This is a genomic window from Mesorhizobium sp. (assembly GCF_005063415.1).
In the GTDB taxonomy this organism is placed as follows: domain Bacteria; phylum Pseudomonadota; class Alphaproteobacteria; order Rhizobiales; family Rhizobiaceae; genus Mesorhizobium.
Genome location: NZ_SUEG01000063.1, coordinates 1 through 14,209, shown reverse-complemented (window position 1 = coordinate 14,209; position 14,209 = coordinate 1). Strand labels below are relative to the sequence as shown.

At 62.7% G+C, this 14,209-nt stretch carries 15 protein-coding genes and 1 pseudogene; 8 read left to right on the top strand and 8 right to left on the bottom strand.

Translation table 11 applies throughout. From position 1 onward, the window contains the following. Positions 1-227: pseudogene (locus E5W70_RS17695) on the top strand (single-stranded-DNA-specific exonuclease RecJ); the annotation flags it as partial. 20 nt (positions 228-247) lie between these two features. Here E5W70_RS17695 and E5W70_RS17690 read toward each other — a convergent pair. From E5W70_RS17690 to folE, 3 genes are all read right to left on the bottom strand, one after another. After that, positions 248-1,219: a patatin family protein gene (locus tag E5W70_RS17690; RefSeq protein ID WP_292660178.1), complete on the bottom strand. Its 972-nt coding sequence runs from the start codon at positions 1,217-1,219 to the stop codon at positions 248-250. Between the two features lie 84 nt (positions 1,220-1,303). Continuing rightward, positions 1,304-1,774 carry a phosphoribosyl-AMP cyclohydrolase gene (gene hisI, locus E5W70_RS17685; protein ID WP_292660175.1) on the bottom strand — a complete coding sequence of 157 codons (471 nt, stop codon included), beginning with the start codon at positions 1,772-1,774 and terminating at the stop codon, positions 1,304-1,306. A 35-nt stretch (positions 1,775-1,809) separates the two neighbouring features. Then, positions 1,810-2,445 carry a GTP cyclohydrolase I FolE gene (gene folE, locus E5W70_RS17680; protein ID WP_292660173.1) on the bottom strand — a complete coding sequence of 212 codons (636 nt, stop codon included), beginning with the start codon at positions 2,443-2,445 and terminating at the stop codon, positions 1,810-1,812. Positions 2,446-2,685: 240 nt separating this feature from the next. Between folE and E5W70_RS17675 the strand changes: the two genes are divergently transcribed. Then, entirely contained in the window at positions 2,686-3,132 is a 447-nt protein-coding gene (locus E5W70_RS17675) for an iron-sulfur cluster assembly scaffold protein (protein WP_023720146.1), read from the top strand. Here the strand turns inward: E5W70_RS17675 and E5W70_RS17670 are convergent. Next, positions 3,129-4,043, bottom strand: coding sequence for a LysR substrate-binding domain-containing protein (locus tag E5W70_RS17670; RefSeq protein ID WP_292660168.1), 915 nt, complete (start codon positions 4,041-4,043; stop codon positions 3,129-3,131). The two genes, E5W70_RS17675 and E5W70_RS17670, sit on opposite strands and share 4 nt — an antisense overlap. A gap of 338 nt (positions 4,044-4,381) precedes the next feature. Between E5W70_RS17670 and yidD the strand changes: the two genes are divergently transcribed. The 4 genes from yidD to E5W70_RS17650 all read left to right on the top strand — a co-directional run bounded on the left by yidD (position 4,382) and on the right by E5W70_RS17650 (position 8,878). Next, positions 4,382-4,756, top strand: coding sequence for a membrane protein insertion efficiency factor YidD (gene yidD / locus E5W70_RS17665; protein WP_292660209.1), 375 nt, complete (start codon positions 4,382-4,384; stop codon positions 4,754-4,756). Between the two features lie 145 nt (positions 4,757-4,901). Beyond that, entirely contained in the window at positions 4,902-5,717 is an 816-nt protein-coding gene (blaOXA, locus tag E5W70_RS17660) for a class D beta-lactamase (RefSeq protein ID WP_292660166.1), read from the top strand. Positions 5,718-5,881: 164 nt separating this feature from the next. Continuing rightward, a complete protein-coding gene (gene thrS, locus E5W70_RS17655; RefSeq protein WP_292660163.1) occupies positions 5,882-7,855 on the top strand; it encodes a threonine--tRNA ligase in 1,974 nt (657 codons plus the stop codon). Positions 7,856-7,939: 84 nt separating this feature from the next. After that, entirely contained in the window at positions 7,940-8,878 is a 939-nt protein-coding gene (locus tag E5W70_RS17650) for a GNAT family N-acetyltransferase (RefSeq protein ID WP_292660160.1), read from the top strand. Between the two features lie 11 nt (positions 8,879-8,889). On the opposite strand, the gene E5W70_RS17645 is transcribed toward E5W70_RS17650, so the two are convergent. Next, the gene (locus tag E5W70_RS17645; protein ID WP_292660159.1) at positions 8,890-9,855 is read right to left on the bottom strand and encodes a hypothetical protein; all 966 of its coding nucleotides are present in this window, start codon (positions 9,853-9,855) and stop codon (positions 8,890-8,892) included. Between the two features lie 155 nt (positions 9,856-10,010). Here E5W70_RS17645 and E5W70_RS17640 point away from each other — a divergent pair, with 155 nt between their 5' ends. Then, the gene (locus E5W70_RS17640) at positions 10,011-10,595 is read left to right on the top strand and encodes a nitroreductase (protein ID WP_292660157.1); all 585 of its coding nucleotides are present in this window, start codon (positions 10,011-10,013) and stop codon (positions 10,593-10,595) included. A 19-nt stretch (positions 10,596-10,614) separates the two neighbouring features. Here the strand turns inward: E5W70_RS17640 and E5W70_RS17635 are convergent, their stop codons facing one another. Continuing rightward, the gene (locus E5W70_RS17635; RefSeq protein WP_292660155.1) at positions 10,615-11,496 is read right to left on the bottom strand and encodes a CoA ester lyase; all 882 of its coding nucleotides are present in this window, start codon (positions 11,494-11,496) and stop codon (positions 10,615-10,617) included. 3 nt (positions 11,497-11,499) lie between these two features. Then, on the bottom strand, positions 11,500-11,949 hold the full coding sequence (locus E5W70_RS17630) for a MaoC family dehydratase (protein ID WP_292660153.1): 450 nt from the start codon (positions 11,947-11,949) through the stop codon (positions 11,500-11,502). 152 nt (positions 11,950-12,101) lie between these two features. On the opposite strand from E5W70_RS17630, the gene E5W70_RS17625 reads away from it, so the two are divergent. Further along, entirely contained in the window at positions 12,102-13,223 is a 1,122-nt protein-coding gene (locus tag E5W70_RS17625) for a DUF2336 domain-containing protein (RefSeq protein WP_292660150.1), read from the top strand. Positions 13,224-13,389: 166 nt separating this feature from the next. Here the strand turns inward: E5W70_RS17625 and E5W70_RS17620 are convergent. Next, the coding region (locus E5W70_RS17620) for a toprim domain-containing protein (RefSeq protein WP_292660147.1) at positions 13,390-14,209 on the bottom strand (820 nt) is incomplete at its 5' end.

The window sequence follows — 14,209 nt, the reverse complement described above, 5'->3', positions numbered from 1 at the left end:
TTGTCGATGCGCGGGCGGTCGGCAGCAACCACATCCGCACCGAACTGCAGTCGGAAAGCGGCGGCCGCATCCAGGCGATCGCCTTTCGCGCCGTCGATACTGCGCTCGGCGAATTCCTGTTCACGAACAGGGGCAAACCAGTGCACGTCGCCGGCTCGCTGTCGGGCAACCACTGGAACGGCAACCGCACGGTGCAATTTCGTATCGTCGACGCGGCGCTTGCCTGAGAGCTCGCTGACCGCTCTGCCTAAGCGAGGACGGTCTGCAGCCGGGTCAGATCGCCGATCTGCGCCATCGTTGCCTGGTAGCCGATACGGATCGCTTCGTCGGCGCGGTGGAATTCGGTCAGGCCGATATGGCTGAGCTTCGGCTGCAGCGATATGTCCGGCGGGTCACCGGCCAGCCTGGCGCGCGAAATGCGGTCCTGGATGATGTTGAAGGCTTCGACCATGACGCCGGTAATGCCGAGCCGCGTCTCGCGCGACTGGCGTTCGGGATCGGCGTGGCCGGCCCTCGGCGCGTCTTTCTCGATGACCAGCTCGCCGGCACTATGCTTGATCACCGCGGCGCGGCCGAACAGATCGTAGTGAAGGTTCACCGCAACCACGAGCGGCTGCTCGTAGGCACGGCAGACCGAGACCGGCACCGGATTGACCAGGGCGCCGTCAACCAGCACACGCCCATTGCAGGCGACCGGCTCGAACACGCCGGGCAGCGCGTAAGAGGCGCGCATGGCGGTGCTCAACGAGCCGCTCGACAGCCAGATCTCATGGCCGGTGCGGATTTCCGAAGCGACGCAGACGAATGGTTTTGGCAGGTCCTCGAAGCGGATGCCGGCTATGTGCTCGCGCAGCCGCGCATCGAGCTTCATGCCACCGAACAGGCCGCTGCCGCGTAGATTGAGGTCGAGAAGGCCAAAAATGCGGCGCCTGGTCAGGCTGCGCGCGAATTCTTCCAGCTCGTCGAGCTTGCCGGCAACATAGCAGCCGCCGACCAGCGCGCCGATCGAGGTGCCGGCGATCATCGACACTTCGATGCCGGCTTCGTCAAGCGCGCGCAGCACGCCGATATGCGCCCAGCCGCGCGCACAGCCGCCACCCAATGCCAGCGAAATCCCTGTTTTGCCCGGAGATGTGGTTTCGGATGCGCCTGCGGCCGAGGAGAGGCCGTTGGCCTCCCGAACGTCAGGTCTGTTGCGCAATGACGCCCAGTCGAGCATCACAATCTCCCTTGTCCCACGGTCATCCTACAGGCGGGCCGTATCGAAATCATGAATATACGTGGCTGAAGTGCTGCGAATGGTTCATATTGATGGTGTATTGGGCTTTCGATAGGTTTTTTCCGCATCGAACAGCGGCTTGCTGCCGTCGCTGGCAAGCGTCCCTTTGCCATCGCTCAGCCCCACCGTCCGATAAAAGCATGAACGTCGGCCGGTGTGACAAGTTGCTTCATGACCCAGCACTTTGACGCGCAACCATATCGCGTCCTGGTCACAATCCGTGAGCATCTCGACGACCTGCTGGACATTGCCCGAGGTTTCGCCCTTCTTCCACAGCGCGTTGCGCGAACGCGACCAGTAGTGCGCGATGCCGGTCTCGAGCGTCAGCGCCAGCGCTTCGGCATTCATATGCGCGACCATCAGCAGCATGCCGTCTTCGACATCGGTGACCACGACAGTGACGAGGCCGGCAGCATCGAAGCGCGGTGAAAGGACCGTGCCTTCCTCGAGTGCCTTCTTGTCTGTTGGAGCTTTCGGGAATTCCAATGCCGACATTCGCCGGTCCTTGTCTAGCGAAGCCGGCAGGCCGATCAGATCCTGCCGCCGCGCACCATGGTGACGAAGCGGACCTGCTCTTCGGGTGTGTCCTTGAAGACGCCGGTGAAGGTCGAGGTCAGCGTGGTGGAGCCCTGCTTGCGGATGCCGCGCATGGCCATGCACATATGCTCGGCCTCGAGCATAACGGCCACACCGCGCGGATTGAGCACGTCCTGGATGACGCCGGCAATCTGCGCGGTCATCGCTTCCTGGGTCTGCAGGCGATGGGCGAAGATGTCGACGACGCGGGCGATCTTGGACAGGCCGACAACCTTGCCGTCAGGCAGATAGCCGACATGCGCCTTGCCGATGATCGGCACCATGTGATGCTCGCAATGCGAGTGGAAGGATATGTCCTTGACGAGGACGAGGTCGTCATAGCCTGCGACTTCCTCGAAGGTGCGGCCAAGTTCCTCGGCCGGGCACATATCATAACCGTTGAACATTTCGCGGAACGCCTTGGTGACGCGCTTCGGCGTGTCGATCAGGCCCTCGCGGTCAGGATTGTCGCCGGTCCAACGCAACAAGGTGCGCACAGCGGCTTCGACTTCGGCCTCGCTCGGCCGGTCGGTGACCGGCTTTTCCATATACGCGGACCGCGGCATGAGTTTCTTGATAACGGCGTCCATAAAGGCGTCTCCCGTAGTTCCTCTCTCAGGAGGAACGAGTTGAACGGACCACGACCTTTCGGGTGTCAGAAACTCGCCCGGTTTCCAGCCCGTAAGTGGCGTGAACAGAATTGGGCATGACGAGGTTTGTGGTCGCCTTGTCGATACCCGACTACCGCCATTATATATGTTCGTGCCGAGCGAAAGGAAGACGCCAGAGCGGCAATCGCTGTTCGCTGGGCGGCGACGGATTGGAAAAATATGATCGACGATGTCTACAATGCGAAAATTCTGGGTTTTGCCGGAAACATCGCACGGATCGGCCGGCTCGACCGGCCCGACGCAACCGCACGAGCACATTCCAAGCTGTGCGGCTCGACGGTGACCGTCGATCTGAAGATGGATGATGGCGTCGTCAGCGATTTCGCGCATGACGTGAAGGCCTGTGCGCTTGGCCAGGCTTCGTCTTCGATCATGGCGCAGCATGTCGTCGGCGCCAGCGCCGAAGAATTGCGCAGCGTGCGCGAGACGATGCTGAAGATGCTGAAGGAAAATGGCCCGCCGCCCGAAGGCCGCTTCGCCGACCTGAAATACCTGGAACCGGTGCGCGACTACAAGGCGCGCCACGCCTCGACCATGCTGACCTTCGACGCAGTGGTCGATGCTATAGGCCAGATTGAGAAGAAGCGGGCGGAACAGGCGGCTTAAACCTTGGCGAGAAAACGCCGGCTTTCGGCGAATTCCGCCCGGACCCAGTCGGCAAAAGCCCCGGCCGGCTCGGAAAGGTCATTCAGCCTTCTGGCCAGTAGCCAATAGGCGCCCGACGCGACGTCGATGTCGAAAGGCTTGATCAGCGCGCCGGACGCAAGTTCTTCGCCGATCTGCAAAAGATCGCCCAGTGCGACACCATGTCCAAGCAAGGCTGCCTGCTTCGAAAGCGAAGCATCCGCGAGCATCGGGCCGCGCGCAGGCACGGCCTCAGCGGTCACACCGGCCGCTTCGAACCAGCGCGCCCAAGCCTGACGGTTTTCTTCGTGCAGCAATGTATAGCGACCAAGGTCGATCGGCTTTTCCAGAGCTGGGCCGGATGCAAGAAGCGCCGGCGACAGAACTGGGGAATCGAGGACCGCGGCAAGCTGTTCGGCTTCGCTGCGTGGCCATGAGGTGGCGTGCGCACTGAAGCGTAGGGCAAGTTCGGGCTGATCGCTGCGGAACTCTATCAACCTCGGGTCGACCTCAAGGGAAACGTCGATATCGGGTCGCAATTCGCGAAACCGGTTGAGCCGCGGCACCAGCCATACGGATGCAAGCGACGGCTCGACGCTGACACGGACCACGGACTGCGTCGGGGTCGCCGTCAATTTCGAAAGCAGTCTGTCGATGCCCTCGAAACTTCTGACCAACTGGTCGAGCAGCCGCCGGCCGGTGTCGGTCAACTCGACGCGCCGATGATGGCGGAAGAACAAAGGTTGGCGCAGGAAGGCTTCGAGCTCGCGGATCTGGCGGCTGATCGCTGCCTGCGAGACATAAAGCTCCTCGGCCGCACGGCTGAAGCTCAGGTGACGACCGGCTGCTTCGAAGCTTCTGAGAGCCGTCAGGGGCAGGTGTCCACGCTTCATTCGCATAACTCAGAGTTATCTGACGTGGACGTTATTCTCGTTTGAACAGCAAGGCCAGCGGCGCTCTAATCGGCGCTCAAGGAGTGCTGCCATGATCCAGTTTCTCAACATTCTGGGCGATGTCGTGCGGATCGCGACGTTTCAACGGTACGACGAGAAACCGCGTAGGGATCGGTGCGAGGAGAGGCCACCGACTGGCGTCGCCGTATGTCGGAAGCCGACGCCCGACCGCTACCCGGTTCGCCGCACCAGGCCATGATGGGATTGCCGGAACGCCATTGCGTTCCTGGCCCGATGCGCACATCTATCGTGTGGGAAAACGCGATGTGGAGACTGTGGTGGTTGGCCAACATCGGCATGCGCACGGCGCCAGGCCGATTCGACAAGGACGCAACTGGCCCGGCCCGTGGCGCAAGACGCCAGGCCGCCTCCTCGGCACGTCGCTCGTCCGCTTCTACCAGCTGACGCTGTCCGGCTTCGTCGGCAATTCCTGCCGGCATTTGCCGACCTGTTCCGAATACGCGCACGAGGCGATCGCCCGCCACGGGCTGTGGGCCGGCGGCTGGATGGGATTTTTCCGGGTGCTGCGCTGCGGACCGTTCGGAACGCACGGCATCGACCGCGTGCCTAAGGTGCTGGCGGATCGCTACCTCTGGTTCACGCCATGGCGGTACTGGCTGATCGGGAAAAAACGTGGCGACCTGGACAGCTGAACGCAACTGTTCGGCACACAACCGGACCGCCTTTTACGATCTGGTAGGGTTAACCGCAGCTTGCGCGGACATAGCGCATTAAGACAAAATCGAGACAAGACGCCTCGCTAAGCCGCTCCTGACACCCTTCAGGAGAGATTGCCAAATGCGCCGGATAGATCGTCTTCCCTTCGTTTTCGCCGTGGTTCTCTACGTCCTGGCGTGGCTGTTGGGTTTTCCGATCCGCGCACAATCGGCACCGCTTGGGGAGGTCGAATGCACGCTGATCCTCGACGCCGCCAGCGGCGAGACGCTGTATCGGCAAGGTGTTTGCGACCAGCGCTTCAGTCCCGCCTCGACATTCAAGGTCCCGCTGGCGCTGATCGGCTACGATGCTGGAATCCTGAGCGACGAGCACACGCCAAGCTGGGAGTACAAGGCGGAGTTCAACGCGCCGAAGCGGGACCGCAAGACCGTCGACCCGACGATCTGGGAAAGGGATTCGGTCCTTTGGTTCTCAGGCGAGGTTACGCGCCGGCTCGGCAGCAAACAGTTTGCCGGCAATGTGTCCAGATTGGACTATGGCAACACCGACGTCTCCGGCAATTCCGGCAAGAATGACGGCCTCACCCATTCCTGGGTGAACTCTTCGCTCGAGATATCGCCGGTCGAGCAGGTCGATTTTCTGCGTAAGCTGCTGGCGCGGAAACTGCCGGTCTCGGACAACGCCCATGCGATGACCAGCGCGATTGTCCCGACCTTCCGGGCAGGCGGCTGGACGGTGCAGGGCAAGACCGGAACGACCTGGCTTGGCGACAGCGCCGACAAGCGCTCGCTTGGCTGGTTTGTCGGCTGGGCGCAGACGGATGCTCGCAAGATCGTCTTTGCCCGCCTGGTAGTCGATACGAAACGTTCCGACACGCCAAAGGGACTCAAAACGCGGGCGATGTTCCTGAAGGAGCTGCCGAATCTCCTCAGGTGACCTACATCCGGCTTTACGGCGCCGAAAACTGCCCATAAAAGACCGCTCGCCGCCGGACGCATCCGGCTCTTACTGATGCATGTCGTAGCCAAAACCGCTAGGCAGTTTTGGGCGACATGCATTTCACCACCCGCGCTCGTTTGCGGGACTGGATAGGAGAATTTATGCTGAATTCCGTTTCCCTGACATTTCCCGATGGCTCCGTCCGCGATTACGACGCGGCGATGACCGGCGCTGGCCTGGCGGAATCGATCTCGAAGTCGCTGGCCAAAAAGGCCGTTGCCTATTCGATCGACGGCACGCTGCGCGACCTTTCCGACCCGATCGGCAGATCGGGCAAAGTCGAGATCATCACTCGTGAGGACCCGCGCGCGCTGGAGCTCATCCGCCACGATGCAGCCCATGTGCTGGCCGAAGCCGTGCAGGAACTTTGGCCGGGAACGCAGGTGACCATCGGGCCGGTGATCGAGAACGGATTCTACTACGATTTTGCCCGCAACGAGCCGTTCACGCCCGACGATTTCCCGGTGATCGAGAAGAAAATGCGCGAGATCATTGCGCGCAACAAGCCGTTCACCAAAGAGGTGTGGTCGCGTGATAAGGCGAAAAAGATCTTTGCCGACAAGGGCGAGCGCTACAAGCTCGAGCTGATCGACGCCATCGCCGAGGATCAGGACCTCAAGATCTATGCACAGGGCGACTGGTTCGACCTTTGCCGCGGCCCGCATATGGCCTCGACCGGCCAGATCGGCAACGCCTTCAAGCTGATGAAGGTCGCCGGCGCCTATTGGCGCGGCGATAGCAACAATCCGATGCTGACGCGCATCTACGGCACGGCCTGGGCCGATCAGGCGCAGCTCGAAGCCTACCAGACGATGCTGGAGGAGGCCGAGAAGCGCGACCACAGGAAGCTCGGCCGTGAGATGGACCTGTTCCACTTCCAGGAGGAAGGCCCCGGGGTCGTGTTCTGGCACGCCAAGGGCTGGAGGATGTTCCAGAACCTAGTGAATTACATGCGTCGCCGCCTCGACGAGCAGGGCTATCAGGAAGTCAACGCGCCGCAGGTGCTCGACAAGAGCCTGTGGGAGACGTCAGGCCACTGGGGCTGGTACCGGGACAACATGTTCAAGGTGACGGTTGCTGGCGACGACACCGACGACGACCGGGTGTTTGCGCTGAAGCCGATGAACTGCCCCGGCCACGTCCAAATCTTCAAGCACGGGCTGAAGTCCTACCGCGATCTGCCGGTAAAACTTGCGGAATTCGGCAATGTGCATCGCTATGAGCCGTCCGGCGCGCTGCACGGGCTGATGCGCGTGCGCGGCTTTACCCAGGACGATGCCCACATCTTCTGCACCGAGGAACAACTCGCCGACGAGTGCATCAAGATCAACGACCTGATCCTGTCGACCTATGCCGATTTCGGCTTCGACGAAATCACCGTCAAGCTGGCGACCCGCCCTGAAAAACGGGTCGGCACCGACGCGATGTGGGATCATGCCGAGGGCGTGCTGCAGGGCGTGCTCGACAAGATCGCGGCGCGGTCGGGCAACCGGATCAAGACGGGCGTCAATCCGGGCGAGGGCACGTTCTACGGGCCGAAGTTCGAATATGTGCTGAAGGACGCCATCGGCCGCGACTGGCAATGCGGCACCACGCAGGTTGATTTCAACCTGCCGGAACGGTTCGGCGCCTTCTACATCGGCTCGGATTCGGAAAAGAAGCAGCCGGTGATGGTGCATCGCGCCATCTGCGGCTCGATGGAGCGCTTCCTCGGCATCCTGATCGAGAATTATTCCGGCCATTTCCCGCTCTGGTTCGCGCCACTGCAGGTGGTGGTGGCGACGATCACCTCCGATGCCGACGATTACGCGCGACAGGTCGTTGCGCAGCTGAAGGCGGCCGGGCTGATCGCCGAAGCCGACCTGCGCAACGAGAAGATCAATTACAAAGTCCGCGAGCACAGCCTGGCCAAGGTCCCGGTCATCCTCGTTTGTGGCAAGCGCGAGGCCGAGGAAGAGACGGTCAATGTCCGCCGTCTCGGTTCGCGCGACCAGGAATCGCTCGGCCTCGCAGCCGCCGTGAAGCTGCTTGCCGACGAGGCGGTGACGCCTGACCGCAGGCGCCGCGCCGCCTGAACCGGCCGACCAGCAACGAATGGCGGTGGAGCGATCCACCGCCATTTTTCATATGCCTGTCACGCCAATCGTGTAGCGAGCCCCATGCTCAAGCTGAAGATGCGCGACAGACCGTTTCCCGAGCTCTCCTATGCCAGTCCGCATCAGCCGGCGCTGACGCGCTGGTTCATCCATTCGGTCGAAGGCCTGTCGGGACGTGATCGCTTCACGGCACTCTATGATTTCTGGCGCCGGCACGTAGTGCCGAGCGGCGAGCGCGTGTTCAGCCGCATGCTGGAACTGATCGACGTCCGGGTGAGGACCGCCGGTCAATGGCCGCCGGCAAACCTGCCGGATACACCGCTGGTGATCGTTGCCAACCATCCGTTCGGCATCGGCGACGGTATTGCCGTGCTGTCGCTGGCGGAGCAACTCGGCCGGCCGTTCCGCGTCATGATCCACAAGGATCTGCTCAAGATCCGCGAGATGGAGCCCTATTCGCTGCCGATCGACTTTTCCGAGACCAAGGACGCGCTGAAGAACAACATGGCGGTCCGCCATGAAGCGGTGCGGCTGCTCAAGCAGGGCGTCACCATTGTTGTCTTCCCGGCCGGCGGCGTGGCTACCGCGCCGAAGGGATTTGGCCGGGCGCTCGATCTGCCGTGGAAGATGTTTCCGGCCCGTCTCGTTCAGGATGCCAAGGCATCGGTCATCCCGATGCATTTTTCCGGGCAGAACGGTCGGCTATTCCATCTGGTCAGCGGCCCGATGAACATGGCCGAGCGCGACGGGCGTGTCGCGAAATTCGTCGGCAAGGCCTCGCTGACGCTGCGCACATCGTTGCTCATCCATGAATTTGCGCGGCTCTCCGGCAAATCGATCGACGTGCGCGTCGGCGATGCGCTGGGGTGGGACCAACTGGAGCCGCTGCGCGACCGCAAGGCCTTGCTCGACCGCCTCCAGCGCGGCGTCTTCGACCTGGCGCCGGTCGAGGCGCGTGGCCGCGTGCCGTTGCTGGCGCGACGCACGGGCAAAGCAGCCTAGAGGGGCGCGGCTTAGTCGGCGCCTTCCTCGGAATCGATGGCCGAAGCCTCGGTGGCCAGGACTTCGATGTCCTGGTTGTGCCCGGCCACCACCGTAAAATCCTTCTGGTAGATGCGGTCGCGGTTTTTGGCGATGATGGTGTAGTCGCCCTCGGCCAGCACCATCGAGGCAAAGGCGCCGACGGTTTCCTTGATCGGATCGCCGGATTCGTTCAGCAGCGACCAGGAGGTGTCGGCGATCGCCTCGCCCCCCGGTTCGCGCACCAGCTTCATGGTCATCTCGGCCGCACGGTGCTCGACCGTCGCTTCGGTCAGCTTGCCGGCCTCGACGCGGATATCGGAGCGGATGACCGCGTTCACCGCACCATAGGTCGACACGACATGATAGGTGCCGGCATTGAGCCGCACGACGCTGTTCGGCTCGACATCGGGTATGATCAGGGCGCGATCGCCATCGGCCGCGGCGTGGCTCTCATAAATCGAGAAGCGCAGCTTCTTCGGCGGTATACGTACCCCGCCGGACAGCACGGCATCAAGCTTGAGGCCGCCGGCATCGAGCACGAGGCTCTCGCGCTTGGCTTCCTTGCCGACGGTGATGCGCTTGGTGGCGCCGGCCCGCCCGTAGGAGGCGTGGACCAGATACGAACCCGGCTCGAGCTGGAATACGGCCGTGCCGCCATGAGCCGAGGCGACCATCGGCAGCTTGCCGTCGCTGGCCGATTCGGGCTTGAAGACGCGCCAGACGATGCCGCGCGTGATGTCGGCGCCCTTGTCGGTCAATTGCGCCGACAGCGTGATTGCCCCGCTGCTCCCCAACGCCAGCGATGTCTCGCTTTTCGGAGGCGCATAGCCCGAAATTCCGGGAAGTTTCAGATCGCCGAGGCCGTCCACATTCTGGGCGACGGCAAGCGAAACCGGCACCATCAACAGTGCGGCAGCGAGCCATATCAGGAAAAGACGCAATGTCCCCTCAAACATGCCTTGCGTTGAAGCCCAAGGCGGTGGCAATTTCAAGGCTTAAGAGTCCGGTCGGCTTCTGCTACAGGGCTCTTTGTCCGGCGCCCCGCGCCAATGCCCAAGCCGCCCGATGTCCGATGGTGCGCTTCAGCTCAAATTCCAGGAGACTTGCGCCCATGGCGTCGCCGATCATCGATTTTCTGCTGACCCGAAATTCCGCGCCGATCCCGGATTTGAAAGAGCCGGCGCCCGGCGATGCGGAGATCGCGACGATGATCGCAGCCGCCTCGCGGGTGCCGGACCACGGCCGGCTGGAGCCTTGGCGTTTTATCCTCTATCGCGGCGAAGCTCGCATCGAGATCGGCAAGAAGCTGGCGGCACTTGCCGATCAGCGTGAAGGACCGCTCCCGGAAGGCCGCCGCAACCAGGAATTGGCGCGCTTTTCGCGGGCGCCGCTGGTCATCGGCGTGATCTCGATCCCCAGGGAAAATCCAAAGATCCCGCAATGGGAGATGTTCCTGTCCGGCGGCATGGCGGCGATGAACCTGATGCTTGCCGCCAATGCGCTGGGCTACGGCACCAACATGATCAGCAACTGGTATTCCGACGTGCCCGAGGGCAGGGCGATCCTCGGTCTGGCGCCGCATGAGCGGGTCGTCGGTTTTGTCCACATCGGCTCTTACCAGGGACCAGCGCCGGAACGACCGCGGCCCGATCCGGCAAAGCTCTATGCCGACTATTCAGGGCCGGGGGTGGGATAAATTCGGCGCGGAACAGACCCTAAGGATCAAGCCCCGATGCCTTGGCTCGCGCCAGGAGCCGCTCTGCGAGCTTGAGATGCGGCCGGTCGTACATCTTGCCATCCATGCCGACGACGCCGGGATTTCCTGCCGCCTTGAACGCCTCGACGATCGCAAGGGCGCTTTTCACCGCTTGCGCCGAAGGGGTGAAGGCGGCGTTGATGACCGGCACCTGCGCCGGATGGATCGCCATCTTGCCGGTGAAACCGTCGCGCTCGGCCTCGGCGCATTCGGCCTCGAAACCGGCCATGTCGCGAAAGTCCGGAAAGACGGTGTCGATTGCCGCGACTTCCGCGGCACTTGCGGCGAGCATGGTCATGGTGCGGGCGAGGCGGAATACATCCGTGTAGCGGCCGTTCTCGTCGCGCGTGGCGCGCGCGCCGATTGCCGCCGACAGATCTTCCGCGCCCCAGGTGAGGCCGACAAGCCGCGCGCTTGCACGGGCGTAGGTCGCTGCGGCCAAGACGCCTGCGGCCGTTTCTGTGATGATCGGCAGGATCTTTATAGCTCCATCCGGCAAGCCGCTTTCAGCTTCGTGCACCCTGAGCTTGGCCGAGAGATGCTGGACATCCAGTCCGCCGCTCGACTTAGGCAGCATGATGCCGTCTGGTTTTGCTGGCACGAGCTCCGCCAGATCGTCGTCGGTCAGTCCGGTCGAAAGGTCATTGACGCGCACATAGATCACGGAGTTGGTTCGGTGCCTGTGCTCGGCGATGAAACGCGCCGCTGTGTCGCGCGCCAGATCCTTGTTCTTCGCGGCAATCGAATCCTCGAGATCGACGATGATCACGTCGGCGCCCACGCCAAAGCCCTTTTCCAGCTTCTTTTCCGAATCGCCGGGAACGAAGAGCAGTGAACGCATCGGTTATGCCTTCTTCATCATCATGGCTTGCCTCGTGCATTTGGCAACCAGCACGTCGTCCTGGTTATAGGCGCGGTGCTCGAACTCGACGATACCGCGGTCCGGTTTCGACCTGGATTCGCGCACCGAAACCACCGTGGTCTCGACGCGAATGGTGTCGCCATGGAAGACGGGGTGCGGAAATACCGTCTCCTTCATGCCGAGATTGGCGATGGTGGTGCCGACGGTGATGTCGTTGACCGAGATGCCGATCATCAGGCCAAGCGTGAACAGCGAATTGACCAGGGGCTTGCCCCATTCGCTCTTGGCGGCGAAGTCGAAATCGATATGCAGCGGCTGCGGGTTCAGCGTCATCACCGAAAACAGCATGTTGTCGCTTTCGGTCACGGTCTTGCGCAGCGTGTGCTTGAACTCATTGCCGACAACGAACTCCTCAAGATAAAGTCCGGCCATTGTCGATCTCCTCCGCTGCTTAAGGGTTGATAGGACTTGCATAGCGGGCTCGCAAGCCAGTTAACGAACATGGTGAACCGTTCGTAAACCATTTGTGCCTACGGTCTCGACAGGGGCCAGAAGCGTTCTGGCAAAGGGCGTAAGCAGGCGACATGGTCGTTTCGCATTTCCTGAAATGGATCCACACGGCAAAGGTGTCGGAGCGCGCCGCGGCGGCAAGCGCACTGGCTCGCGCCTATGTCGACTCGGACCTGCCTTTCGAGGACCGCTGCGCTGCGGAGGCGGCGTTGACGCTGCTGCTCGACGACGCATCGTCGAAGGTGCGACTGGCGATCGCCGACGCGCTTTCCATGAGCCATCATGCGCCGCCGCAGATCGTCAGCGCGCTGGCCTCGGACCAGCCGGAAGTCGCAGCCTTGGTGCTGGCGCGGTCGCCGCTGCTTACCGATGCCGACCTGATCGATCGGGTTGCCGGCGGCCAGAAGGCGACGCAGAAGGTGATTGCCGACCGGCCGCGCGTCTCGATGTCGGTTGCGGCAGCGATCGCCGAAATCGGCGAGCCGGAGGCCTGCGCCACGCTGCTCGCCAACAGCGGCGCCGACATCGCATCCGTCAGCTTTCGCCGCATGGCCGAGCGGCACGGCCATCTGCCTCTGGTGCGCGAGGCGCTGATCGCCGACGCCCGATTGCCCGCCGACTGCCGGCATATGCTGCTGGTCAAGCTCGGGGAGATGCTCAAGGGGTCGCCGCTGGTGCTGGCGCTGATGGGCGCCGCCAGGGCCGAGCGCGTCACGCGCGATGCTTGTGTCAAGGCTTCGGTGACGCTGATCGAAGGCACGCGGGCAGAGGAACATACCGCACTTGTCGAACATCTGCGCCTGCGCGGCGACCTGACCGCAAGCTTCATCATCCGCACCATCGCGCACGGCAAGGTCGACTTCTTTGGCTCGGCGCTGGTCGCGCTCAGCCAGCAGTCCGAGCAAAGGGTGAGGGCGCTGCTGGCCGGCGGGCATGACATAGCATTGCAGGCACTGTTCCGCAGCGCCGGGCTTGCCGCCGCCACCCACGCCATCATTCTGCGCGCGCTGAAGGTCTGGCGCGAGGTCGCCAATGGCAAACGCCTCGCCGGCGTCCAGGAAGTCAGCTGGCTGATGCTGAAGGAATTGGGCGGGCAGTCCGCCGAAAGCGATCTCGCCGGGCTGGTCAAATCGATCCACCTCGACGCGCTGCGCGAAAACGCACGCGGGCACGCGCTGGCGATCGCGGCTGCCTAAAGCAATTCCAGGAAAGTGTGAAACGGTTTTCCGTCCGGAATTGCGTCAAAACAAAAGATAGAGCGGTTCGGCGTTTCCGTGAAACGCTGAACCGTTTAGGCTCATCCTTCGCGAAAATGTCCGGACACTAACAACCGCCGTCTGTGGCTCGCCTAGCAGAAGACGCTCAGATATCCAGCACTTCCGTCTCGGCGAATTCCGCGCGTTCCTGGATGAAGCGGAAGCGGGCCTCGGGCTTGGTGCCCATCAACGCGTCGACCGCATCCTTGGTCGCCGCCTCGGCGTCGATGACGTCGACCCTGAGCAACGTGCGTTTTCTCGGGTCCATGGTGGTTTCCTTGAGCTGGGCGGCCATCATTTCGCCCAGTCCTTTGAAGCGGCCGATTTCGACCTTGCCGCGCCCGGTGAATTCGGTGCGCAGGAGTTCGTCCTTATGCGCGTCGTTGCGGGCATAGGCGACCTTGCCGCCTTGCCGGATCGAATAAAGCGGCGGCACCGCCAGATAGAGATGGCCGCCGCGGACCAGGCTCGGCATCTCCTGGTAGAAGAAGGTGATCAGCAGCGAGGCAATGTGGGCGCCGTCGACGTCGGCGTCGGTCATGATGATGACCCGGTCGTAACGCAGATCCTCGTCGCGGTATCTCGAGCGCGTGCCGCAGCCAAGTGCCTGGATGAGGTCGGATATCTGCTGGTTGCCGGCCAGCTTGTCGTTGCCGGCGCTGGCGACGTTGAGGATCTTGCCGCGCAGGGGCAGCACCGCCTGGCTGGCGCGGTCGCGCGCCTGCTTCGCCGAGCCACCGGCCGAATCGCCCTCGACGATGAAAAGTTCGGCGCCGGCGGCGGCATTCTGCGTGCAGTCGGCGAGCTTGCCGGGCAGGCGCAGCTTGCGCACAGCACTCTTGCGCGACACTTCCTTTTCCTGGCGGCGGCGCACCCGCTCGTCGGCGCGCGCGATCACCCATTCGAGCAGTTTCGAAGCCTCCTGC